The sequence below is a fragment of the Bradyrhizobium roseum genome (assembly GCF_030413175.1).
GTDB classification, from domain to species: domain Bacteria; phylum Pseudomonadota; class Alphaproteobacteria; order Rhizobiales; family Xanthobacteraceae; genus Bradyrhizobium; species Bradyrhizobium roseum.
This window is the reverse complement of the sequence record NZ_CP129212.1, coordinates 117313-139544: the sequence shown is the minus strand read 5'-3', so window position 1 is coordinate 139544 and position 22232 is coordinate 117313. Positions and strand designations below refer to the sequence as shown.

At 63.0% G+C, this 22232-nt stretch carries 22 protein-coding genes and 1 tRNA gene; 12 read left to right on the top strand and 11 right to left on the bottom strand.

Translation table 11 applies throughout. The annotated features are described in order from the left end of the window. Positions 1-104: 104 nt before the first annotated feature. Genes QUH67_RS00655 through QUH67_RS00645 form a run of 3 tightly spaced genes read right to left on the bottom strand, consistent with a single transcriptional unit; the run spans position 105 to position 2777 of the window. Entirely contained in the window at positions 105-905 is an 801-nt protein-coding gene (locus tag QUH67_RS00655; protein ID WP_300944739.1) for an acyl-CoA thioesterase domain-containing protein, read from the bottom strand. Between the two features lie 34 nt (positions 906-939). After that, positions 940-2136, bottom strand: a complete 1197-nt coding sequence (gene queG / locus QUH67_RS00650; protein WP_300944738.1) for a tRNA epoxyqueuosine(34) reductase QueG — start codon at positions 2134-2136, stop codon at positions 940-942. Beyond that, entirely contained in the window at positions 2085-2777 is a 693-nt protein-coding gene (locus QUH67_RS00645) for a glutathione S-transferase family protein (RefSeq protein WP_300944737.1), read from the bottom strand. Before QUH67_RS00645 ends, queG begins: the two co-directional genes overlap by 52 nt. A 175-nt stretch (positions 2778-2952) precedes the next feature. On the opposite strand from QUH67_RS00645, the gene QUH67_RS00640 reads away from it, so the two are divergent. Continuing rightward, positions 2953-3759: an undecaprenyl-diphosphate phosphatase gene (locus tag QUH67_RS00640; RefSeq protein ID WP_300944736.1), complete on the top strand. Its 807-nt coding sequence runs from the start codon at positions 2953-2955 to the stop codon at positions 3757-3759. Between the two features lie 84 nt (positions 3760-3843). Here QUH67_RS00640 and QUH67_RS00635 read toward each other — a convergent pair whose 3' ends face one another. Continuing rightward, positions 3844-4824, bottom strand: a complete 981-nt coding sequence (locus QUH67_RS00635; RefSeq protein WP_300944735.1) for a complex I NDUFA9 subunit family protein — start codon at positions 4822-4824, stop codon at positions 3844-3846. A gap of 148 nt (positions 4825-4972) precedes the next feature. Here QUH67_RS00635 and QUH67_RS00630 point away from each other — a divergent pair. The 3 genes from QUH67_RS00630 (at position 4973) to QUH67_RS00620 (ending at position 6878) form a co-directional block, all read left to right on the top strand. Then, positions 4973-5059 (top strand) — tRNA-Leu (locus QUH67_RS00630). Between the two features lie 82 nt (positions 5060-5141). Then, a complete protein-coding gene (locus QUH67_RS00625; protein ID WP_300944734.1) occupies positions 5142-6434 on the top strand; it encodes a PepSY-associated TM helix domain-containing protein in 1293 nt (430 codons plus the stop codon). Positions 6435-6569: 135 nt separating this feature from the next. After that, on the top strand, positions 6570-6878 hold the full coding sequence (locus tag QUH67_RS00620) for a TonB-dependent receptor plug domain-containing protein (RefSeq protein WP_300944733.1): 309 nt from the start codon (positions 6570-6572) through the stop codon (positions 6876-6878). Positions 6879-7114: 236 nt separating this feature from the next. Here the strand turns inward: QUH67_RS00620 and QUH67_RS00615 are convergent, their stop codons facing one another. Continuing rightward, on the bottom strand, positions 7115-7954 hold the full coding sequence (locus tag QUH67_RS00615; protein ID WP_300944732.1) for a TetR/AcrR family transcriptional regulator: 840 nt from the start codon (positions 7952-7954) through the stop codon (positions 7115-7117). 363 nt (positions 7955-8317) lie between these two features. Here QUH67_RS00615 and QUH67_RS00610 point away from each other — a divergent pair, with 363 nt between their 5' ends. The 8 genes from QUH67_RS00610 (at position 8318) to QUH67_RS00575 (ending at position 16727) form a co-directional block, all read left to right on the top strand. Continuing rightward, the gene (locus QUH67_RS00610) at positions 8318-8932 is read left to right on the top strand and encodes a ribonuclease D (RefSeq protein WP_300944731.1); all 615 of its coding nucleotides are present in this window, start codon (positions 8318-8320) and stop codon (positions 8930-8932) included. Between the two features lie 149 nt (positions 8933-9081). After that, a complete protein-coding gene (gene lptC, locus QUH67_RS00605) occupies positions 9082-9810 on the top strand; it encodes an LPS export ABC transporter periplasmic protein LptC (RefSeq protein ID WP_300944730.1) in 729 nt (242 codons plus the stop codon). 5 nt (positions 9811-9815) lie between these two features. After that, complete coding sequence (locus QUH67_RS00600; RefSeq protein ID WP_300944729.1) at positions 9816-10499, top strand: LptA/OstA family protein; 684 nt, start codon at positions 9816-9818, stop codon at positions 10497-10499. A gap of 195 nt (positions 10500-10694) precedes the next feature. Further along, entirely contained in the window at positions 10695-11693 is a 999-nt protein-coding gene (gene lptB / locus QUH67_RS00595; protein WP_300944728.1) for an LPS export ABC transporter ATP-binding protein, read from the top strand. Between the two features lie 209 nt (positions 11694-11902). Further along, on the top strand, positions 11903-13549 hold the full coding sequence (rpoN, locus tag QUH67_RS00590) for an RNA polymerase factor sigma-54 (RefSeq protein ID WP_300944727.1): 1647 nt from the start codon (positions 11903-11905) through the stop codon (positions 13547-13549). Positions 13550-13639: 90 nt separating this feature from the next. Next, on the top strand, positions 13640-14227 hold the full coding sequence (hpf, locus tag QUH67_RS00585) for a ribosome hibernation-promoting factor, HPF/YfiA family (protein ID WP_300944725.1): 588 nt from the start codon (positions 13640-13642) through the stop codon (positions 14225-14227). A 230-nt stretch (positions 14228-14457) separates the two neighbouring features. After that, a complete protein-coding gene (ptsN, locus tag QUH67_RS00580; RefSeq protein WP_283031283.1) occupies positions 14458-14919 on the top strand; it encodes a PTS IIA-like nitrogen regulatory protein PtsN in 462 nt (153 codons plus the stop codon). A gap of 119 nt (positions 14920-15038) precedes the next feature. After that, positions 15039-16727 (top strand): methyl-accepting chemotaxis protein, encoded by a 1689-nt coding sequence (locus tag QUH67_RS00575; protein ID WP_300944724.1) that lies wholly within the window; start codon positions 15039-15041, stop codon positions 16725-16727. Positions 16728-16855: 128 nt separating this feature from the next. Here the strand turns inward: QUH67_RS00575 and QUH67_RS00570 are convergent, their stop codons facing one another. From QUH67_RS00570 to ugpB, 6 genes are all read right to left on the bottom strand, one after another. After that, complete coding sequence (locus QUH67_RS00570) at positions 16856-17122, bottom strand: BQ00720 family protein (RefSeq protein ID WP_300944723.1); 267 nt, start codon at positions 17120-17122, stop codon at positions 16856-16858. A gap of 49 nt (positions 17123-17171) precedes the next feature. Further along, positions 17172-17597, bottom strand: a complete 426-nt coding sequence (locus QUH67_RS00565; RefSeq protein ID WP_300948292.1) for an Hsp20 family protein — start codon at positions 17595-17597, stop codon at positions 17172-17174. A 175-nt stretch (positions 17598-17772) separates the two neighbouring features. Then, positions 17773-18864, bottom strand: coding sequence for a sn-glycerol-3-phosphate import ATP-binding protein UgpC (locus tag QUH67_RS00560; protein ID WP_300944722.1), 1092 nt, complete (start codon positions 18862-18864; stop codon positions 17773-17775). A gap of 1 nt (position 18865) precedes the next feature. Continuing rightward, positions 18866-19714, bottom strand: a complete 849-nt coding sequence (gene ugpE, locus QUH67_RS00555) for a sn-glycerol-3-phosphate ABC transporter permease UgpE (protein ID WP_300944721.1) — start codon at positions 19712-19714, stop codon at positions 18866-18868. Further along, a complete protein-coding gene (gene ugpA, locus QUH67_RS00550; protein WP_300944720.1) occupies positions 19714-20595 on the bottom strand; it encodes a sn-glycerol-3-phosphate ABC transporter permease UgpA in 882 nt (293 codons plus the stop codon). Before ugpA ends, ugpE begins: the two co-directional genes overlap by 1 nt. Positions 20596-20673: 78 nt before the next feature. Then, positions 20674-21987, bottom strand: a complete 1314-nt coding sequence (gene ugpB / locus QUH67_RS00545; protein WP_300944719.1) for a sn-glycerol-3-phosphate ABC transporter substrate-binding protein UgpB — start codon at positions 21985-21987, stop codon at positions 20674-20676. Between the last annotated feature and the right edge of the window lie 245 nt (positions 21988-22232).

Genomic DNA, 22232 nt, shown 5'->3' with positions numbered 1-22232 from the left:
ACCCGGAATCCAACTCTCCCCGATGATGCGGCCCGTTGGATTCCGGGTTCATCGCTGCGCGATGCCCCGGAATGACGGGATGAGACTTTGTCGCGCGCCTCACCTCACGGCGGCGGCACGTTCGTCATCGGCTTGCGTTGCGCCAGCGCGGCTACCGTCGAGGTCCCGATCGGGCCCTTCTCGTCATACAGCCAGCACTCGCCGATCGCGATGCCGTCCGACGCGTGATGGTTCACCACATCGAAACCGATCCACCGCGTTACCGGCATGCGGTGCAAGTACAGCGTGACGTCGCTGTTGATGTAGCCGAGCCCCTGGTCGCCGGCATTGGCGAACGGGCTGGCGAAGTCGGCGCCGGTGGCGACATGGACAAAGGGCGACATCGGCGTGCCCTCGACCAGCTCGCGCACTTCGCTCATCCACAGCCGCCGTGGCCCCAATGAGCCCATGCGGCCCACGATCGGCCGCGTCGTCCACTTGCCGTTCATGCCGAGCTTTGGATCGGTCGGCGCCGGAATCGCGTCGGGCAGCGGCGCATCCCAGTTCGCGGGCGACCAGACGTTGCCGGGCGCGTTCTCCGTCTTGCGCAATAACTGGCAGGAGGCGCGCGCCATGCTGGTGCCGCCGGAAACGAATGCGGCTTCCACCACCTTGATGCGCTTGCCGTCGCGGATGAGGTTCGTGGTGACTTCCACGGGTGTCAAAATGTTCGGCAGCCGGAACATATCGACCGTCAGCCTGGCCGGCACGAAGTCATCGGAGCCGTGACGCGCCTCGATCACATGGGCCAGCAGACCGATCACGACGCGACCATGCATCGAGTTCGGGTCCCACGGGCCGTTGGAAACTGGATTGGGGATGAAGGCGTCGCCGCGTTGGGCGAAGAAGGGCTGGCTTTCTGTCATGCCCGCAGAACATGACGGAAACCGCGAGGCGAAATCAAGGGTGTGCGGCGCAATCCGTCCATTCCGCCCGGACAGTGGCGTCGGTCTCGCGGGCTGCGATTTGCATCGACAATGCGTCAAAGGAATCAGGTGTCATCAGCTGCGCCAGCGCCCACACCGCAGCCCCCCGCACCAGCGGGCTTGCATCGTCGAGCAATCGCTTGGCCTCCACCACCAGCGATGGATCGTCGGCATTACCGATCGCGATCAGTACGTTGCGGACAAAGCGGTCGCGCCCGATGCGCTTGACCGGCGACTTGGTGAACAGCGTGCGAAACGCGGCATCGTCGAGTCGCGCGAGATCCGCCAGCCGCGGCGCGCGCAGTTCGTCGCGCGCGGAAAGCTTCGCTTCGCGGCCTTCCTGCGCAAACTTGTTCCACGGGCACACGGCGAGGCAATCGTCGCAGCCATAGATGCGGTTGCCGATGGCCTTGCGAAATTCGTGCGGGATCGGTCCCTTGTTCTCGATGGTGAGATAGGAGATGCAGCGCCGCGCATCGAGCTGGTAGGGCGCGGGGAACGCCGCGGTCGGGCAGATCTCCTGGCAGGCATTGCAGGAGCCGCAGTGATCGCGGTCGGGCTCGTCGCGCGGCAGGTCGGCGGCCGAGTAGATCGCCCCGAGAAACAGCCAGGAGCCGAGTTCGCGCGAAACGAGATTGGTATGCTTGCCCTGCCAGCCGAGGCCTGCGGCCTGCGCCAGCGGCTTCTCCATCACGGCGGCGGTGTCGATGAATACTTTCACGTCTTCGCCTGACGTCGCCGCCAGCCAACGCGCCAGCGTCTTCAGCCGCTTCTTGATGACGTCGTGATAATCATCGCCCTTGGCGTAAACCGAAATGGCGCCGCGCGCGCGCGCCTCGAGAATATCGAGCGGATTTTCATCGGGGCCGTAATTGACACCGAGCATGATGATCGAGCGTACACCGGGCCACAGCAGGCGCGGATCCATGCGCCGCTCCGGATTGGCGGCGAGCCAATCCATGTCGCCGTGTCCGCCCGCGTCGAGAAATGCGCGAAAATATTCGCCGGCCTGGGTGATCGCGTCGGGGCCGGTGACGCCGATGCAGTCGAAACCCAGCTTCCGCGCTTCGTGAGCGAGCGCGGTCTTCAGGTCGGCAGCCGAGAGCTTGACGGCCTCGTTCAGAAGTCGAGGTCCACGTAGGTCCGCGACGCCGGCACCCCCGCCAGCCATTCGCTCAGCAGCGGGCGGAACGACGGGCGGGATTTCACCCGCGCGTACCACGCCTTTGCCGCCTCGTCCTCGTACCATGGCACGTCGCCCAGATAATCGATCGCCGAAAGATGCGCCGCGGCGGCGAGGTCGGCGTAGGTCAGCCGGTCGCCGGCGAGGAAATTCCGAGTCTGCGACAGCCAGCCGATATACGCCAGATGATAGCGCACATTGACCTTGGCGGCGCGGATCACGTCGGTCGAGGGCGAGCCGCCGCCGTTCTCCTCGCCCATGAAACGCTTGTAGATGCGCTCGGTTACCAGCGGATTCGACACTTCCTCGAAGAACTTGTCGTTGAACCACGCCATCAGCCGGCGTACCTCGACGCGCTCGGCCATCGAGGCCGGCAGCAGCCGCCGCTCGCCGGCCTCCAGGCCGTGGGTCTCGTCGAGATATTCGGCGATGATGCCGGCGCCTGGAATCGGCGGAAAGCCGTCCGCCATCAACACCGGCGTGGTGCCCGCGGGATTGAGCAGCAAAAACGCCTCGCGGCGTTCCCAGGCGCGTTCTTCCGTCAGGCGCACATCGAGGCCGTGTTCGCCCAGCACCAGGCGAATGAAGCGCGAATGCGGACAGAACGGATGGTGATAGAGCGTGTACATGAAATCCTTAAATCGAAACCGCGGCGTGAGGAACCCTCAGCCCTCGCCATGCGAATCGGGACACTAGCCAAGCAGGCGCATCAGGCAACCAATGTTTGGCGTTTTTTTGCGATTGCGACAGCGAGGCGAATAGGCGAGAAGAGCGCGCCTTTTTGCAGTGAAAATGGACCCCAGAATGATGTCTGATGCAGTGAAAGCGGTGATTCTCGGCATCATCGAGGGTATCACGGAATTCCTGCCGGTTTCGTCTACCGGTCACATGTTGCTGGCGCAACGCTTCTTCGGCCTTGGCGAGGGCGCCTTCTGGCAGAGTTTCGTGATCCTGATCCAGCTCGGCGCAATCCTTGCGATCGTGATGTTGTATTTCTTCAAGCTGTGGCGCGTGGCGCTCGGCATGTTCAGCAATCCGGACGACCGGCGCTTCGTCATCGGCGTGCTGGTGGCGTTCCTGCCGGCGGTGGTCGTCGGCCTCGCCGCCGGCAAATACATCAAGGAATTGCTGTTCAATCCGTGGGTGGTGTGTTTCACGCTGATCGTCGGCGGTGCGATCCTGATATGGGTCGATCAGCTCGATCTCGAGCCGCATCATGACGACGCCACGCGCTATCCGCTCATGATGTATCTGTGGATCGGCGTCGCGCAATGCGTGGCGATGATCCCCGGCGTGTCGCGCTCCGGCGCCAGCATTGTAGCGGCGATGCTGCTCGGCGGCGACAAGCGCTCGGCCGCGGAGTTCTCGTTCTTCCTGGCGATCCCGACCATGATCGGCGCATTCGCCTATGATTTCTACAAGAACCGCGCCGAGATGTCGGCCGACCATGTCGGCATCCTCGCGATCGGTTTCGTGGTGTCGTTCATCACGGCGATGGTCGTGGTCAAGACGTTCCTGAACTACGTCACGCGCCACGGGTTCACGTTCTTTGCGTGGTGGCGCATCATCCTTGGCGCGGTCGGCCTGGTCGCGCTGGCGCTGGGAAGGTAGTTTCGAGAATCCGCAGCACGGGCAAAGCCAAGCGTGCCCACCAATCTCCTGACCGCTCGCTTCGCTCAGCCCGCCCTAAAAGAACTACGCGTTCTTGCGCTGAAATTGCCCGGCGGCGCGGAAGCGCCAGAGATATTGCGGGGCGACCGCCTCCAGCGAATCCGGCGTGATGGCGAGCCCTTCGAACGTCAGGCCTGCGGCCTTGGCCGCATCCGAAACCACATTGTCCGACTGCAGCAGCGCCACCTGATCGGGCGTCAGCTTCAGCGGCCCCGGCGCAAATTGCAGGAACATCGCCTGCAGCCGCGCCAGCCCGAACGGCAGCGAAATCAGCGCCCGCTTGCGGTCGGTGATCTCCAGGATGATTTCCATGATCTCGCGCATGGTCAGCACTTCCGGACCGCCGAGCTCGTAGGTCGCGCCGGGCTTGGTCTTGCCGTCGACGGCATCCGCCACCGCGGTGGCGACGTCGCCGACATAGGCCGGCTGCATCCGCGTGACCCCGCCGCCGACCAGCGGCAGGAACGGCGAGATCCGGGCCAGCGCCGCAAACCGGTTGGTGAATTGATCCTCGGGGCCGAACACCACCGACGGCCGCAGGATCGTTGCTGAGGGCACCGCGGCCAGCACGGCCTTCTCGCCTGCCGCCTTGGCACGGGCGTAGGCCGAGGGCGAGTTTTCGTCGGCCCCGATCGCAGACACATGCACCATCCGCGCGCCCGCGGCGGCGGCGGTTTTGGCGATGGCCTCGGCCCCTTTGGCCTGCACCGCGTCGAACGTCTGCGCGCCGCCCTCGGTCAGGATGCCGACCAGGTTGATCGCAACCTGCGAATCGCGCATCGCCGCCTCGACGGAAGCTGGATAGCGCAGGTTGGCCTGCACGGCGTGGATCTGGCCGACCCGGCCGAGCGGCTGCAGGTGTCCGGCCAGTTCCGGCCGCCGCACCGCCACCCTGATCCGGTAATCGCGCTTGGCCAGCGCCCGGACGACGTTGCGCCCCAGAAACCCCGATCCGCCGAAAACCGTGACGAGCGTTTCCTGGTTGGATGCCGGGTACGATGTCATGGGGCCAATTCCTGCGGGTCGAATTCGAGCGATATCGGTTGGATTTAGCGGATTCGCGATACGCCAACGTGGGCCCGCTGTACAGCGTATTTGGACCGCATTGAAGCGATTTGACAAGCGCGTGACCGTTCCTTACTAACCCGCCCGGGCCCAGGTGGTGGAATTGGTAGACGCGCTGGCTTCAGGTGCCAGTGGCTTAACGGCCGTGAAGGTTCGAGTCCTTTCCTGGGCACCACAGATTTCTGGATAGAGCAATTCCAGACACTCAACCCAATCAGAGTGTTGCGTCGCACCCGACTCTGTAACAATTCAGCGGGATGCGAGTCGCATTTGGAATAGCCCACCGCTGGGCAGGTTTGATTACAGCCGCGTTCCTGTTCCTGTCCGGTGTGACAGGTGCCGTGATTTCCTGGGATCACGCTCTCGACGAATGGCTCAACAGCCATCTTACCGAGGCGAAGACGAAGGGGCCTTCCAAGCCGTCTACCGAGCTTGCGAAGCTGATCGAGGCCCGCGATCCGCGGGCCAGGGTCAACTATCTTTCGACCACGCCCGAATCCGGCGCATCGCTTGCGTTCTTTGTCGAACCCAGGTTTGATCCGGCGACCGGAAAACGTTTTCAGCTCGAGTACAACCAGGTGTTCCTGGACCCCGCCACCGGTGAGGAACTGGGCCGCCGCCATTGGGGCGCGGTCTGGCCGGTGACGCGGGAGAATTTCGTCTCGTTTCTCTACAAGCTGCACTACACGCTTCACATCCCCGAGTTCTGGGGCAGCGATCGCTGGGGCATGCGTCTGCTCGGCGTCATTGCCATCGTCTGGACGCTCGACTGCTTTGTCGGTTTTTATCTGACGCTGCCGGCTCGGCGAAGGTCGAATGCCGCGCGTGCGGCGAGCGTGACCCGTCAACTCGATCGGGGCTTCTGGGCCAGATGGAAACCGGCCTGGGCCATCAAGACGTCGGGCAGCGCCTACCGGATCAATTTCGACATTCACCGCGCCTTCGGCCTCTGGACGTGGCTGCTGCTGTTCGTCATCGCCTTCACGGCCTTTTCGCTCAACCTGTATTTCGAGGTGTTCTCGCCGCTGATGAAGACGGTATCGAGCTATACGCCGACCCCTTATGAATTGCGCACGCCCGCGCCGGTCGACCAGCCGGCCACGCCCAAGCTGTCGTTCGCCGACATCATCGCGAAGGGAGAGGCGGACGGACGCAGCCGCGGCTGGTCCGAGCCCGTGGGGGCCGTCTATTACGCGCAGCTCTACGATATCTACAGCGCCAGCTTCTTCCGGCCGGGCGACGATCACGGCGCCGGCGGCGTCGGACCGGCGCAGCTTTACTATGACGGACAGGACGGTCGGCCGCTCGGCGCGCGGGTGCCGTGGCAGGGAACGGCGGCGGATGTTTTCGTTCAAGCACAGTTTCCAATGCACTCGGGCCGCATTCTCGGTCTGCCCGGACGAATCCTCATCTCGGCGATGGGCATCGTCGTGGCGGCGCTATCGGTGACCGGAGTTTTCATCTGGTATCGCAAGCGCCGTGCGCGGCTGACAGCACAAGCGAGGAGTGCGAGCCGTTCCACCGTGCAGACACTGGCTGCGGCGGAATGAATTTGGAGCCGTTATAGTCCCAGATAGACAGCGCATCATCTAGGGCAGCTCTACGTCGATATGCTCGCATAAAGAACAAATCCACTTTCGGCGTATTATCACGATCGTTACCGCTGCCCGGCAGTACCGGTTGGAATGTGGGGCGATGATGAACTATGCGGGATATCTCTTTGGGGCTTCGACCATCGCGGTTGCGACGTTGGCGTTCGATGTTTCTGCACCGGAACCAAGACCGGTACGCCGCTGAACCAGACGGCGCAGTCGATTTCCGTCGTCAGCGCCGAGCGCGTCCGGGATCAAGGTGTCAGCCGCGTGCGGGAGACCCTGTGCTATGTACCCGGCGTCTTTGCCGAGCCGGGCGGCGGCGATTCACGCAACGACTATTTCAAGGTCCGCGGCCAGGACCCGAACGTCTATCTCAACGGGGGTCAACAACCGCAATAACTTCAACGCGTGGCGCGAAAATCCGCCCCGTCATTGCGTGAGCTCGGCCTTCCGAATTTCCTTTGACCGAACCTAGCCGGTCCGGGCGCCCCGCCGTTGGACTTTAGCGCGCGTTGTTTGGAACTCAACCTAAGGGGATGGTTGCAGAATCACTTTGCGTGCGGCTTGCCGCGAATGAGGCGGCCATCGCCTTCACGGCTCATTGAAGTCGGTTCGATGCAAAACAGTCCCGGGATTCAATTCGCGCTCTTTGCGGCGTACGCCAGCAGCCGCACCGCTTCCTCAGTGCGCTGGATCGGCGCGAGGCTACGATAGGTTCGCGCGAGCAGCAGCGCGCCTTCGATCTGGCTGAGGACCATCGTGGCGACCAGATCCGCGTCGCCCGACGTCAGGCCGAAGCGGAACAGTCCGCGTTTGATCTCCAGTTCCCATTTCTGAAATGCGGTTCGGGTCGCCGCGCCGAGCACCTCGGATTGCGCGGCGGTTTCAAGGGCCGTAGTCGCGATCGGGCAGCCTTCCCTGTAACCGGAGCGTTCAAGATCCGCCGCCATGGCGCGGACGATGCGGACCAGAAAGCTCTCGGCGCTGTCGGATTTTTCGGCGGCCTGCACGATGGCTTGGCGCACGGCTTCGCCGGCAAGCGACAATGCGCCTGCGCCGATCTCCTCCTTGCCCTTTGGGAAATGAAAATACAGCGACCCGCGCGGTGCACCTCCGGCCTTCAGGATGTCGTGCAGCGCGGTGCCGTGATAGCCCTGCTGGCGAAACAGCTTGACCGCGGCGGTCAGTGTTTTCCCTTTGGAATCATCAGCTTTCGCCATGGGCGGGGAATACCAATTACAAATAAGTATGTCGACCTTCATAATATGTATACTAACATATATATTCCGAAAAAGGAGGATCGGCCCGTGACTTCGATCATTTTCTGAATGCGGGATAGGAGGGGCGCGACTAAGAGGTGGCTGGGGGATGTCGGCAACCGTTTGATCGCGCCGCAGACTGCTGGCGTGGCGACGGGTGGTCGCCGGCAAGGGCTGAAGCGAGATGAGATCAGGTTGGCCGTGAGGACGGACCATCTCGTGCCCCGGACGCAAATGGCGCGAGTGCGAGCCGGGCCCCATTCTACTTTGCATGGGGTTGTTTTCGCATTTTTTGTGTCTGGACACCTGCGGTGAACCGCCGAAGAGTATCTTCAGTGCGTCCGGGACGCGAAATCGTTAACACTTCGCGCCAACGGATGCTCGATCCGACCCCAACCCATCCCGCTCTGGCGTACGCGCGCTCGAAGGGCGGTTCCCGCAAAACAGACATCCGCCTGAAGCCAAAAACCACTGCGAAAAGCCGCTCTTCGCGGTCCAGGTGGCAGCCAGCCGCTCGCCTCGCGCGGTTTTGGGCGCTAGTGTTCCGTCGAATCGACCTGAGACACGAGGCTTTCCTCCATGACCATCCGCCTGCATCGCGGCGATCTGCCTGATCTGTCCCGCTACACGGATTCGGTGGCGATCGATACCGAGACCATGGGCCTCAATCCGCATCGCGACCGGCTCTGCGTGGTGCAGATGTCGAATGGCGACGGCAGCGCCGATGTCATCCAGATCCCGAAGGGGCATACCGACGCGCCGAACCTGAAAGCGCTGCTGGCCAATCCCGCCGTCACGAAGATCTTTCATTTCGCGCGTTTCGATCTCACCGCGCTCTACAACGCCTTTGGCGTGATGCCGCAGCCGGTCTATTGCACCAAGATCGCCTCGCGGCTGACGCGCACTTACACTGATCGCCACGGCCTGAAGGACCTCGTCCGCGAGGTGCTCAACGTCGACCTGTCGAAGCAGCAACAGTCGAGCGACTGGGGCGCGGCCAGCCTCAGCGAGGCGCAGCTCGCCTATGCCGCGTCCGACGTGCTGCATCTGCATGGTCTGCGCGAGCGGCTCGATGCCATGCTGGCGCGCGAGGGCCGCAAGGAGTTGGCTCAGGCCTGTTTTGACTTCCTGCCGACGCGGGTCAAACTTGACCTCGGCGGCTGGGAGGCCGAGGACATCTTCGCGCATTCGTGAGCGAGGCTATGTGAAGCGGCCCGTCAGGCGCTTCTGCCCCGTTTCGGTCACACTCCGGGCTCCTCTCTCGGGCTGCATAATCCCGCGATTGCGGGTAGGATGACGCTTTCATGGTGTCACGGCGCCCCATGGCGCCCCTTGGAGCCGCGGTGAACTCGATACAGAGCCCAGCCTACGACCGGGGACTGGAAATCCGCTTTAGAGCGGCCGCCCGTCACAGCCGTATGGTGCGGGTGCTGCGGGTGGCGGTCCCGGCAGCCGTGGTGCTGGCCTTGGCCAGCATCGTCCTGATCCAGGTCTTCGTGAACCCGTTCCAGACGGCGCTCGCAAAGCTGCCTGTCGACATCAGCAATCTTGTGGTGTCGGGCACCAAGATCACCATGGAAACGCCGCACCTTGCAGGTTTCTCAACGGACCAGCGTCCCTACGAAGTGTGGGCCAAGGCCGCGATCCAGGATTTGACCAAGCCGGACAGCGTTGAGCTGCAGACGTTGCGCGCAAAAGTCATGATGGAGGACAAGAGCACGGTGACGATGGATGCGCGCACGGGATTTTTCGATAGCAAGCAGCAGATGCTGGACCTGCGCAAGGATATCTTCCTGCAATCCTCCACCGGATACGAGGCCAGACTTTCGCAAGCCTATATCGATATCAACAAGGGAACGGTGACGTCGGACGAACACGTCGATGTCAAATTGCTGAACGGGACGCTAACGGCCGACCGGCTCAAAATTCTCAACAGCGGCGAGGTCGTTCGCTTCGAAGGCAATGTCGTGATGAACCTGATCATGGAAAGCCCCACGGCACCGGAGCCCGAGCCTGAACCGGCGCCACAGAAGGCGCGGTCCGGCGCCGGCAAGTCATCGAGCACGAAGTGATCTCAATGATGCAGTTCTTCTCGCGCAGTTTTGCGGCCGCAGCGTTCGCGCTCGCATCGATCGCCCCCGGCGCAGTCAGCGCGCAGGGCGCCATGTCGGGCGTGCCGAATGCGATGCAGGGGTTCACGCAGAACCGCGACCAGCCGATTCAGATCGAGGCGGCCTCGCTGGAAATGCGCGACAAGAAAAAGGAGGCGACCTTCTCCGGCAACGTGAAGGTCGTGCAGGGCGACACCACCATGACCTCGAAATCGCTCGTGGTGTTTTACGATTCCGGTCCGACGCCGGCAGCGTCTGCACCGGCGCCCGCTGCCCCGAAGGGTGCAAAATCCGGCACGATGCAGTCGGCGACCCCTGGCCCCGGGGGCAGTTCGTCGATCCGCCGGCTGGAAGCGAGGGGCTCCGTCGTGGTCACGCAGAAGGACCAGGTCGTGACCGGCGAGACCGCGATCTTCGATCCGCGCGCTAATCTGATCACCATGGCGGGTGGGGTGGTGCTGACCCAGTGCAAGAACGTGCTCAAGGGCGACCGCCTCAAGGTCGACATGACGACCGGGGTGTCGCGCGTCGAATCCGACACCAACAAGGTGCAGGGCATGTTCATCCAGGGCGAGAATTGCGGCTCCGGCTCGGGCGGCGCGAAGCCCGCGCCGGTTGCCATCCCGTCGCTGATCCCCGGCAAAAAATAAGACATATCAGCGCCTTAAAGATTAATTGAAGCGCCTGCAGTTGAAGCCGGTGGCGCGAGCCTGTATCTACGGGGCAGGGTGCACGGCAGGGTGTTTCGCTGGGCAGGGCACATCCATTCATTCATGGTTCGCTAGCGAGGCGATTCGCCGGCGGGCGCGTCGCGGAATCACCGTGAAAGGCGTAAGCGAAGCGGGATGGTGGATTTATTCGGCATGTTTCGTCGGCGCCCGGCAAAGCGCGGTGGACCCGCCTTTGCGCGGTCGCGCGACGACATCACCGCGCTCGGCGACTCCTTTGGCGACATGCTGGCGACCCCGGTGCGCGATACGCCGCCGAAAGCGCGTACGGCCGCGCTGCCTGGGCTGGAATTGGCGCAGGCCGACGTCGAGCCGGCCCGTGAGCCACGTCCCCGCGCGCAGGGGCCGCGTCCCAGGTCCAGTGGCAACGAAGCCTCGCGTCTGACCAAGCGGCCCGGTCTTCTCGCCGTCCACAGCGTGGAAAAAAGTTTCGGCACACGGCAGGTGGTGCGCGGCGTCAGCATCTATGTGCGCCGCGGCGAGGCCGTCGGCCTGCTGGGCCCGAACGGCGCCGGCAAGACCACGGTGTTCTACATGATCACCGGTCTCATCAAGGCGGATCGCGGGGCCATCGAACTCGACGGCCATGACGTGACCCGGCTGCCGATGTATCAGCGCGCGCGGCTCGGCATCGGCTATCTGCCGCAGGAGGCCTCGATCTTTCGCGGCCTGACGGTGGAGCAGAACATCCGCGCCGTGCTGGAGGTGGTCGAGCCCAACCGCAAAAAGCGCGAGGCGGAACTCAATTCGCTGCTCGATGAATTCAACATCACGCGCTTGCGCAAATCGCCCTCGATCGCACTGTCCGGCGGCGAGCGCCGTCGCGTCGAGATCGCGCGCGCGCTGGCGACGCGCCCGAACTACATGCTGCTCGACGAACCCTTTGCCGGCATCGACCCGATCGCGGTCGGCGACATCCAGGACCTGGTCCGCCACCTCACCAACCGTGGCATCGGCGTCCTCATCACCGACCACAACGTGCGGGAGACCCTGGGACTGACGGACCGCGCCTATATCGTCTATGCCGGGCAGATCCTGACCGAAGGCAGTCCGGAAGAGATCGTTAATGACCCCGATGTACGCCGCCTTTACCTTGGCGAAGAGTTTCGGCTGTAATCCTACAAAGTTCCAAGGATTTGACGATCGGGCGATAAGCTATTGCGTTAATTTGGCAATCTGCTGTTCGCGGGGTGCGAAAGCCGGAGCCTGTTTTGTGCGGTGGGCGCTATAGCCCAAATTTTGCATTCGTCAAGACGTGTACAAGGGCTTCAGACTAATATAAGCAAGAATCGGACCAACTTTCATGTGTATCGGTTCTTGGCCTCATGGCGCTAACGCAGAGATTAGAGTTCCGTCAGTCGCAGTCGCTGGTGATGACGCCCCAGCTGATGCAGGCGATCAAGCTGCTGCAATTGTCGAATCTCGACCTGTCGGCGTTTGTCGAGGAAGAGCTTGAGCGCAATCCGCTGCTGGATCGCGCGAGCGATGGCCCCGAAATCCCCGTAGCAGGCGAGCCGGCTGCCGAACGCCCTGAATATGCCGATTCCGGGAACTTTGGTGAGGACGGCGGCGGCGAACCCTCCGATATGGCCTCTGGCTCCGGCGACGCCTTCGAGCCCGGCCAGGAAGAATGGTTGAATCGCGACCTCGGCAGCCGCACCGAGATCGAGCAGACGCTGGACACCCCGCTCGACAACGTCTTTTCCGAGGAACCGGCCGAAGCTGCCGCCCGCGTAGCGCAGGATGCGGCGCCGACCGCCTACACCGAATGGGGCGGCGGCGCCTCCAACGACGACGACTACAATCTGGAAGCCTTCGTCGCCGCCGAGGTGACGCTGGGCAGCCACCTCGCCGAACAGCTTGCGGTCGCTTTCAGCGGGCCGTCGCAGCGCATGATCGGACAGTATCTGATCGACCTCGTCGACGATGCCGGCTATCTGCCGCCGGATCTGGGACAGGCCGCCGAGCGGCTGGGCGCCCCGCAGGGCGATGTTGATGCGGTTCTGGCCGTGTTGCAAAAATTCGATCCGCCCGGCGTCTGTGCGCGGAACTTGAGCGAGTGCCTCGCGATCCAGCTTCGCGAACTGAACCGCTACGATCCTGCCATGCAGGCGCTGGTGGAGCATCTCGACCTGCTGGCGAAGCGCGACATCGCGTCACTGCGCAAATTGTGCGGCGTCGATGACGAGGACATCACCGACATGATCGGCGAAATCCGCCGGCTCGATCCCAAGCCCGGCCTGAAATTCGGTTCGGCGCGCACGCAGACCATGGTGCCTGACGTCTATGTGCGACCAGGTCCTGACGGCGGCTGGCATGTCGAGCTGAACAGCGACACGTTGCCGCGCGTGCTGGTCAATCAGGTCTACTACACCGAGCTGTCGAAGACGATCCGCAAGGACGGCGACAAATCCTATTTCACCGAATGCCTGCAGAACGCGACCTGGCTGGTGCGCGCGCTGGATCAGCGCGCCCGCACCATCCTGAAGGTCGCCACCGAAATCGTGCGGCAGCAGGACGGTTTCTTCACCCATGGCGTCGCGCATCTGCGACCGCTGAATCTGAAGGCGGTGGCGGACGCGATCCAGATGCACGAATCGACGGTGTCGCGGGTCACCGCCAACAAATATATGGCGACCAACCGCGGCAGTTTTGAGCTGAAATATTTCTTCACCGCCTCGATCGCGTCGGCCGACGGGGGCGAGGCGCATTCGGCGGAGGCGGTGCGGCATCACATCAAGCAGTTGATCGATGCGGAAGCCCCGAACGCGATTCTTTCCGACGACACTATCGTGGAACGATTGCGCGCAACGGGCATTGACATTGCCCGCCGCACGGTCGCGAAATACCGCGAAGCGATGCGCATTCCGTCCTCGGTGCAACGACGCCGCGACAAACAGAGCATGCTCGGTAACGCACTTTCCGCTCCCGCCACCTCCTCCGACCGGTCCCGCGATACGGCTCCGGCCTGATTGCGTTGGCGTCAAATCGCGATAGTCTCAGATACCGGAAGCGCCGATCCGGGAAATCCAGAGCAGTCGAGGCATCAAGCGAGGCATCAAATGACCCTTCGAGTCTCCGGCAAAAGCATCAGCGTCGGTGAAGCGCTTCGCTCGCGCGTCAGCGAGCGCACCGACGAAGTCTTAAGAAAGTATTTCGACGGCAACTACTCCGGCCATATCACCCTGAGCAAAGATGGCTTTGGTTTCCGCACCGACTGCTCGCTACATCTCGATTCCGGAATCACGCTCGAGGCGGATTCCAACGCCACCGATGCCTATGCCAGCGCCGACCAGGCGCTGGTGATGATCGAGAAGCGGTTACGCCGCTACAAGAGCCGGTTGAAGGATCGTTCGGCCCGCAAGACCTACGCCGCCAACGCGGCGCTGGCCGACATCGATGCGCCGAGCTATGTGATCGAGGCGCCGGCGGAAAGCGACGAGGAGGTCACCGCCTACAGCCCCGTCATCATCGCCGAGGCCACCACGTCGTTGAAGCGGCTTTCGGTCAGCGAGGCGGTGATGGAGCTGGATCTCACCGGCGCCGCCTGCCTCGTGTTCCAGCACGGCTCCAGCGGTCGGGTGAACATTATTTACCGCCGGCCGGACGGCAATGTCGGCTGGGTCGATCCTCCCACGGTTACCCCCTGAGTTTCCATGTCGGACGGCATTGACGCCCCCAGCCTCCCTCCCTATGGTCCGCGGCCCTTAAGCCTAGGACGCCGGAACTGGTCCTTCGGGAGTTGGCACCGCGCATGGGTTGGAGTAGAAGCGCCCACACCGGGACCCGGGTCCAAGCCCGCCTCCCGTCTCACCTTCTTGACGCCCCGGCTTCAGAACCTATCTCGCAATTTATCTCGCAATTCACCTCGGAACGCCCCATGACGATTACCGATCTGGTCGCACCCGAGGCGATTCTCCCGGCTTTGAAGGTCATCAGCAAGAAGCAGGCATTGCAGGAACTGGCGGCGCGTGCGTCGGTCCTGACCGGCCAGAACGAACGCGCAGTGTTCGAGGTGTTGTTGCAGCGCGAAAAGCTCGGCACGACCGCCGTCGGCTATGGCGTCGCCATCCCGCACGGCAAGCTGCCGAAGCTGGAAAAGCTGTTCGGGCTGTTTGCACGCCTGGAGCGCCCGATCGATTTCGAGGCAATGGACGGCCAGCCGGTCGACCTGATTTTCCTGCTGCTGGCCCCGGAAGGCGCCGGCGCCGATCACCTGAAGGCGCTGGCGCGAATCGCGCGGTTGTTGCGCGACGTGGACGTCGCCAAGAAGCTGCGCGCCTCGCGCGACGCCCAGGCGATCTATTCCGTACTGGCGCTGCCGCCGGCGAGCGCGGCGTAGGTCTTTCCGGGAACGGCGATTATCTTGTCTCCGTGGCATACCGGATAAACGCAATTTTAAACTAAATCGTAGCTATTTCGTTCGCCGGGATTTTTTTCCCCGGCGCGGAGAGCATTGCCATGACGCTGCGGCTCACGATTTCGCGCGCGATATTTATTTTCGGACTGGTCACCGCATTGGGTCTCGGTGCCGTCATCGCCACCAGCGCCTATGGGCTGTCACAGCTCAAGGTCGGCGGTCCGCTCTACGACCGGATCAAGCTCGGCAATGACCTCATTGCCGACATCCTGCCGCCGCCGGAGTACGTGATCGAGGCCTATCTTGAGGCAACGCTGGTGCTGCACGACCCTGCAAAACTTGCGGCGCATCGCGACAGGATCGTTCAGCTCAAGAAGGAATATGACGAGCGGCGCGATTTCTGGGTCAAATCCGATCTCGACGCGGCTCTCAAGACCAAGCTGGTGGAGAAATCCGACGGCGAGGTGCGCCGCTTCTGGACCGCGATACAGGACGGGCTGTTGCCCGCGCTTGCCAGGGCCGACAGCGCCGCGGCTGCGAAATCCTACGCCGAGATCACTGCGCGCTATGCGGCGCACCGCGCCATCGTCGACGACATCGTCAAGCAGGCCAACGACCAGAACGCGGCGACGGAAGTCGCTGCGACGGAACGCGTCAGCACATTTACGCTGCTGCTGTGGGGCGTCTCGGCCGTCGTCTTCCTCATCATCGGCGCCGGCATTTTCGGGGTGGCCTTTGGCGTGATTCGCCCGATCGCGGAAATGACTTCCGTGATGAAGGGCCTAGCCGGCGGCGACCTCAAAGTCTCGGTGCCGGCGCTCAGCCGCGGCGATGAGGTGGGCGCCATGGCGCGCGCGGTTCAGGTCTTCAAGGAGAACGCGCTGCGCGTTCAATCGATGGAGCAGGAACAGGCCGGTCTGAAGCTGAAGGCAGATGGCGACCGCAAGGCCGCGATGCTGCAGATGGCCGACGGCTTCGATTCGGCGATCGGAAAAATCATTCATACGGTGTCGGCCGCCTCCTCCGAACTCGAAGCGTCGGCTGGACAGCTGACCAAGACCGCCGAAGTCACGCAGATGCTGTCGGCCACGGTCGCCACCGCGTCGGAGCAATCTTCCGCCAACGCGCAGTCCGCTGCGGCGGCCGCCGAAGAGATGGCGTCCTCGGTGTCGGAGATCAGCCGCCAGGTGCAGGATTCGCACAAGATCTCGCGCGACGCGGTCAGCCAGGTCGAGCAGACCAACGCGCGGATCGCCGATCTCGCCCAGTCCGCCGGCCGGATCGGCGAAGTGGTCAGGATGATCAGCGCGGTCGCCGAGCAGACCAACCTGTTGGCACTCAACGCCACCATCGAGGCGGCGCGCGCCGGCGAGGCGGGGCGCGGCTTTGCCGTCGTCGCATCCGAGGTCAAGGCGCTGGCCGCGCAGACGGCGAAGGCGACCGAGGAAATCTCCGAGCAGATCGGCCAGATGCAGTCGGCAACCCACCAATCGGTATCGGCGATCCAGGAAATCGGCGGCACGATCGGTCGCATCGCGGAAATCTCGCAGGCGATCGCGGCCGCCGTGGAAGAGCAGGGCGCTGCGACGCAGGAAATTTCCCGCAATGTGCAGCAAGCGGCGCGGGGCGCCTCCCAGGTCGCGGGCAGCATCTCCGACGTCAACCGCGGCGCGACTGATACCGGCGCGGCATCGACACAAGTGCACGGGCTGGCCCAGTCGCTGCTGGGACAAAGCAATCACCTCAAGGGCGAGGTGGAGAAATTCCTTGCCACCGTTCGCGCGGCGTAAACGGGCAATGAACAAAAAAATACGCGGGCCAAATCCAGTCCGGAATAGGCCCGCGTATTCGAACTCACGTCGCGGCTTCAATCGGCCGTCAGATCAACTTCGGCAGGCTCTGCGCCCGCCACGCCGTCTCAGTGCACGCTCACGGCCTGGAGCTCGTTGCTCCATGCGTTGGCGATCGCGGCTTCGCGGCTGTCAGTCAGCATGATCGGGGTGCCGTCGGCGGCATGCAGCGCGAACAGTTTCAGCCCTGGCGCGATTTTCGGCGCCTGCGGAAACAGTCCCGGCACGTCTTCGGAACGGACTTGCTTCACGTAGGCGATATGACCCTCGCCAAGATGGGCCAGCGCCTCGACGGAAACCTGTTCAGGTTCGAACGTAACACTCACGTCACTCATGGTCTCGACTCCTTCTGGGTCTAAGCGGTCGAGTCCGCTACTTGTTCCATTATTCGTGCTCATTGATCGCTATTGTCTTAACGACCCTTTCAGGCTCCGGCCTGGCGAGGTCGATCGACAACAGCCCGTTCTTCAGATCCGCGCCCAGCACCTGCATCCCCTCCGCCAGCACGAAGGTGCGCTGGAAGTGGCGCGCGGCAATGCCGCGATGGATGTATTGCCGGGCCTTGTCGTCCTGCTGGCGGCCCCGGATCACGAGCTGGTTTTCCTCAATGGTCACATCGAGTTGGTCGCGGGTAAAACCCGCCACCGCGAGCGTGATCCGCAGCTTTTCGGGCTGGCCGTTGGCGCGGTCGCACCGCTCGATGTTGTAGGGAGGATAACCGTCGGCGCCTTTGACAACGCGATCGAGCGCACGCTCGATTTCGTCGAACCCAAGCAGGAACGGACTGGACAACGAAGGAACACGAGACATTACAAAGTCCTCTCGAAGCGACTTTGAGGGGCCCTTGCGGCGCCCCATTCAACCGGCCGGCCGACTTGCCGTCCGGTCACGAGGGAATATGGGGGTGATTTAAGGAGGGTTCAAGCACCTCTGAAAGCTGCGTAAATCGGCCGCGGATGGTTACCAAACCGTCATTTGGTGGGGTTTAGCGGCCCACCCGCTTCCGCCCATCGGCGGTAAACAGATGCAGCTTGTCGGGAGAAGCAGCCGCCCTGATTCGTTCGCCGATGGCGGGACCGACGGCACCCGGAATCCGCACGATCACTTCGCCCGGCGGCAGTTCGCCGGGGGTGGCAGCGACGCCCTGCGCCTCCTGCTGCCGGGAGCCGTAAACGAAGGTTTCGGCGCCGACGTGCTCGGTCGCCTCCACGGTGAGGCCGAGCGCCACGCCGCCGGAAACCGTTTCGTTGGTGATGACGAAATCCTCGGGCCGGATTCCCAGAATGCCGGCCTCGCCGAGCCTGCTATCGCCAGCCAGTTGCGACTTCAATTCATCCGAGCGCAGTGGCATCAGGTTCATCGGCGGCGCGCCGATGAAGGAGGCGACGAAGGTGGTTGCGGGCTTCTGGTAGATGTCGAGTGGATTGCCGATCTGCTCGACCTGGCCGCCGTTCATGACCACCAGGATATCGGCCAGCGTCATCGCCTCGAGCTGGTCGTGGGTGACGTAGATCGAGGTCGTGGCGAGCCTGCGCTGCAGTTTGCGGATTTCAACCCGCATCGCGATGCGCAATTTCGCGTCGAGATTGGACAGCGGTTCGTCGAACAGAAACACTTTTGGCTGCCGCACGATTGCGCGGCCCATCGCCACGCGCTGGCGCTGGCCGCCGGACAATTGCCTCGGCTTGCGGTCGAGCATCGCGCCGAGTTCGAGGATGCGTGCGGCTTCCCCGACACGGGTCTTGATCTCGCCCTCCGCCATGCCGCGGTTGCGCAGGCCGTAAGCCATGTTGTTGTAGACGGTCATGTGCGGATAGAGCGCGTAGTTCTGGAACACCATCGCGATGTCGCGGTCGGCCGGTTCGATCTGGTTGACGACGCGCCCGCCGATATCGATCTCGCCGCCGGTGATGGTCTCGAGCCCTGCCACCATGCGCAACAGCGTGGACTTGCCGCAGCCGGAAGGACCGACCAGCACGCAGAATGCGCCGTCGCCGACCTCGAAATCGATGCCCTTGATGGCTTCAAAACCGCCGGGATAGGTCTTGCGGACGTTACGCAGGGTGACGTTGGCCATTTTACTTTTCCGTCTGGACCAGGCCGCGCACGAACAGCCGCTGCATGAAGATGACGACCGCGACCGGCGGCAGCATGGCGAGCACCGCGGTGGCCATCGCAAGCTGCCACTCGGCGAGTTCGTCCTGCGTCACCAGCATCTTCTTGATGCCGATCACGATGGTCTGCATCGAATCCTTCGTGGTGATCAGAAGCGGCCACAGATACTGATTCCAGCCGTAGATGAACTGGATCACGAACAGGGCGGCGATTGTCGTGACCGACAGCGGCAGCAGCGTGTCCCAGAAGAAGCGGAAGGGACCGGCGCCGTCGATGCGCGAGGCTTCCAGCAGCTCATCCGGCACCGTCATGAAGAACTGGCGGAACAGCAGCGTTCCGGTGGCGGATGCGATCAGCGGCAGGATCAGGCCGGCATAAGTGTCGAGCATACGCAGGTCGGCGACCACCTTGTAGGTCGGATAGATGCGCACCTCGACCGGCAGCATCAGCGTGATGAAGATGATCCAGAACGCGGTCTTGCGGAACGGAAAGCGGAAATAGACCACGGCGTAGGCGGAAAGGATCGAGATGAAAATCTTGCCCACGGCAATACCGATCGCCGACACGAAGGAGTTGATCAGCATGTTGGCGACGGGCTCACGGCTGGTGCGCGAGCCGCCGACGAAGACGGCGCGGTAATAGTTCTCCACCGCATGGCTGCCGGGGGTCGCCGGCATGTTGCCGCCGACCACGGTGGCGGCGTCATGGGTCGAGGCGACCAGCGCGAGATAGACCGGGAATGCCACGATGAAAACGCCGAGGGTCAGGATGGCGTAGGCGATGAAGTCGCTGAGCGGGCGGTGCTCGACCATCAGTACTGCACCTTGCGTTCGACATAGCGGAACTGGATTGCGGTCAGCGCGATCACGATCACCATCAGAATCACCGACTGCGCGGCCGAGCCGCCGAGGTCGCCGCCGAGACGCCCGTCGGCATAGACCTTGTAGACCATCGTGGTGGTGGCGCCGGCAGGCCCTCCGCCGGTGACGGCATCGATGATGCCGAACGTGTCGAAGAAGACGTAGACGACATTGACCACCAGCAGGAAAAACGTCGTCGGCGACAGCAGCGGAAAGACGATGGTCCAGAAGCGCCGCATCGGCCCCGCGCCGTCGATGGCGCTGGCTTCGATCACGCTTCTCGGGATCGATTGCAGGCCGGCCAGGAAGAACAGGAAATTGTAGGAGATCTGCTTCCAGACCGAGGCCATCACCACCAGGATCAGGGCGTGGTTGCCGTTCAGCAGGGGATTCCAGTCGATGCCCAGGCCGCGCAGCGGCCGGGAGAGCATTCCGAGCGAGGGCTGAAACATGAAGAACCAGAGTACGCCGGCAACCGCAGGCGCCACCGCATAGGGCCAGATCATCAACGTCTTGTAGCCGCCGGCGGCCTTCAAATTCTTGTCGGCTTGCGTGGCGAACAACAGCGCGATGGATAGCGACAGCGCCGCGACCAGCGAGGAGAAGATCACGGTCGTCAGCATCGACTTGTAATATTCAGGCTGGGCGAACAGCGTCTGGTAGTTTTCGAAACCGACGAATTCGGAAACCAGTCCGAACGCATCCTCGCGCAGAAAGGATTGCCAGACAGCCTGGCTGGCCGGCCAATAAAAGAAAACGACGGTGACGACGAGCTGCGGCAGGAGCAACAGGTACGGCAGCAGACGGCTATTGAAGACGGTTGTCTTTTCCATTCAGGCGCCGCGGTCTCACCGGTGATGCAAGCGCTCCCTCTCCATCGGAGAGGGAGCGCCGCTAGCAGCTAGCTCAGCCTATTTGGCCGTCTTCTCGAAGGTGCGCAACATCGCATTGCCGCGCGCCACGGCGGAATCGAGGGCTTCCTTCGGCGTCTTCTTGCCGTCCAGCGCGGCTTCGATTTCTTCCGCCCAGAGATCGCGCATCTGCACCATGTTGCCGAAGCGCAGGCCGCGCGAATTCTCGGTCGGCTCCTTGTTGGTGAGCTCCTTCAGCGGCGTCTGCAGGACCGGGTTCTTCTCGTAGAAGCCATCCTTGATCGACTTTTCATAGGCCGCCTTGGTGATCGGCAGGTAGCCGGACTTCTGGTGCAGGTCGGCCTGGCGGTTGGTGTCGGACAGGAAGGTGAAGAATTTGGCAACGCCCTTGTACTCTTCAGGCTTCTTGCCGCCCATCACCCACAGCGAAGCGCCGCCGATGATCGAGTTCTGCGGTGCGCCCTGGACATCCGGGTAATAGGGCATCGGCGCCGAGGTGAAGTCGAACTTGGCGGTGGCCTTCGCAGTGCCGTAATAGCCCGAGGAGGTCAGGAATATCGCGCATTCGCCGGAAGAGAAGCGCGCTTCGTTGGCGCTGCCGCGCCCGCCATAGCTGTAGGTCTTGTCCTTCTGCAGGTCGACGAGGTTCTGCAGGTGCTTGACGTGCAGCGGCGAGTTGAACTTCAGCTCGGTGTCGAAGCCGTCGAGGCCGTTGGCCTTGGTGCCGATCGGCACATTGTGCCAGGCCGAGAACTGCTCGATATGCGCCCAGCTCGCCCAGGCGTTGGAGAAGCCGCAGGTGTCGTGGCCGGCCGCTTTCAGCTTCTTGGCCGCGTCGAACACTTCGGGCCAGGTCTTCGGGATGTCGTTGACGCCGGCCTTCTTCAATTCATCCTTGTTGATCCACATCACCATCGAGGACGAGTTGAACGGGAAGGACAGCATCTCGCCCTTCGAGGTCGAGTAGTAGCCGGTGATGGTCGGAAGATACGCCTTGGGATCGAACGGTTCGCCGGCGTCCTTCATCAACTGGTGGACCGGCTTGATCGCGCCGGTGGCGCCCATCATGGTCGCGGTGCCGACCTCGAACACCTGCATGATGTGCGGTGCGTTGCCGGCACGGAAGGCCGCGATGCCGGCGTTCATGGTGTCGGGATAGGCGCCCTTGTAGGACGGCACGACCTTGTAGTCGGACTGGCTGGCATTGAATTCCTCGGCGAGCCTGTTGACGACGTCATTGTTGGCGCCGGTCATGGCGTGCCACCACTGGATCTCGGTCACCGCATAAGCGGGCGTGGCGAGGGCCAGCGCAACCGTCACTGCCGCCGCTGCGCCGAATTGTCGAAATGCCATGGAATTCCTCCGGGTTGGGATCGTCACCTTCGTTTCGCGCGATAGCAGCGACGGATGACGTGCAAATGACCGTATAAGCGAAAGGATGGTAGTGGGGAAGCGGGCCCGGAGGGAAGCCGGAAAATAGGCGAAGGTTGGCCAAGCAGCTCGTCGTCCCGGCCAAGCGAAACGCGCGCCGGCACCCATACGCCGCGGCTTCTCGTTTGGCACTTGGCCGGAACACTTTCTCAATCGACTAAGGCCGG

Bases quoted from the DNA above. Each gene is read 5' to 3' on its own strand.
- rpoN (WP_300944727.1), top strand. From the start codon at position 11,903: ATGGCGCTAACGCAGAGATTAGAGTTCCGTCAGTCGCAGTCGCTGGTG.
- QUH67_RS00615 (WP_300944732.1), bottom strand. From the start codon at position 7,954: ATGGTCCGTCCTCACGGCCAACCTGATCTCATCTCGCTTCAGCCCTTG.
- ugpE (WP_300944721.1), bottom strand. From the start codon at position 19,714: ATGGTCGAGCACCGCCCGCTCAGCGACTTCATCGCCTACGCCATCCTG.
- QUH67_RS00635 (WP_300944735.1), bottom strand. From the start codon at position 4,824: ATGACATCGTACCCGGCATCCAACCAGGAAACGCTCGTCACGGTTTTC.
- QUH67_RS00600 (WP_300944729.1), top strand. From the start codon at position 9,816: ATGATGCAGTTCTTCTCGCGCAGTTTTGCGGCCGCAGCGTTCGCGCTC.
- QUH67_RS00620 (WP_300944733.1), top strand. From the start codon at position 6,570: ATGTGGGGCGATGATGAACTATGCGGGATATCTCTTTGGGGCTTCGAC.
- QUH67_RS00625 (WP_300944734.1), top strand. From the start codon at position 5,142: ATGCGAGTCGCATTTGGAATAGCCCACCGCTGGGCAGGTTTGATTACA.
- QUH67_RS00655 (WP_300944739.1), bottom strand. From the start codon at position 905: ATGACAGAAAGCCAGCCCTTCTTCGCCCAACGCGGCGACGCCTTCATC.
- ptsN (WP_283031283.1), top strand. From the start codon at position 14,458: ATGACGATTACCGATCTGGTCGCACCCGAGGCGATTCTCCCGGCTTTG.
- QUH67_RS00610 (WP_300944731.1), top strand. From the start codon at position 8,318: ATGACCATCCGCCTGCATCGCGGCGATCTGCCTGATCTGTCCCGCTAC.
- QUH67_RS00645 (WP_300944737.1), bottom strand. From the start codon at position 2,777: ATGTACACGCTCTATCACCATCCGTTCTGTCCGCATTCGCGCTTCATT.
- QUH67_RS00640 (WP_300944736.1), top strand. From the start codon at position 2,953: ATGATGTCTGATGCAGTGAAAGCGGTGATTCTCGGCATCATCGAGGGT.
- QUH67_RS00575 (WP_300944724.1), top strand. From the start codon at position 15,039: ATGACGCTGCGGCTCACGATTTCGCGCGCGATATTTATTTTCGGACTG.
- ugpB (WP_300944719.1), bottom strand. From the start codon at position 21,987: ATGGCATTTCGACAATTCGGCGCAGCGGCGGCAGTGACGGTTGCGCTG.
- lptB (WP_300944728.1), top strand. From the start codon at position 10,695: ATGGTGGATTTATTCGGCATGTTTCGTCGGCGCCCGGCAAAGCGCGGT.
- queG (WP_300944738.1), bottom strand. From the start codon at position 2,136: ATGGCTGGCGGGGGTGCCGGCGTCGCGGACCTACGTGGACCTCGACTT.
- ugpA (WP_300944720.1), bottom strand. From the start codon at position 20,595: ATGGAAAAGACAACCGTCTTCAATAGCCGTCTGCTGCCGTACCTGTTG.
- QUH67_RS00560 (WP_300944722.1), bottom strand. From the start codon at position 18,864: ATGGCCAACGTCACCCTGCGTAACGTCCGCAAGACCTATCCCGGCGGT.
- QUH67_RS00565 (WP_300948292.1), bottom strand. From the start codon at position 17,597: ATGTCTCGTGTTCCTTCGTTGTCCAGTCCGTTCCTGCTTGGGTTCGAC.
- hpf (WP_300944725.1), top strand. From the start codon at position 13,640: ATGACCCTTCGAGTCTCCGGCAAAAGCATCAGCGTCGGTGAAGCGCTT.
- QUH67_RS00570 (WP_300944723.1), bottom strand. From the start codon at position 17,122: ATGAGTGACGTGAGTGTTACGTTCGAACCTGAACAGGTTTCCGTCGAG.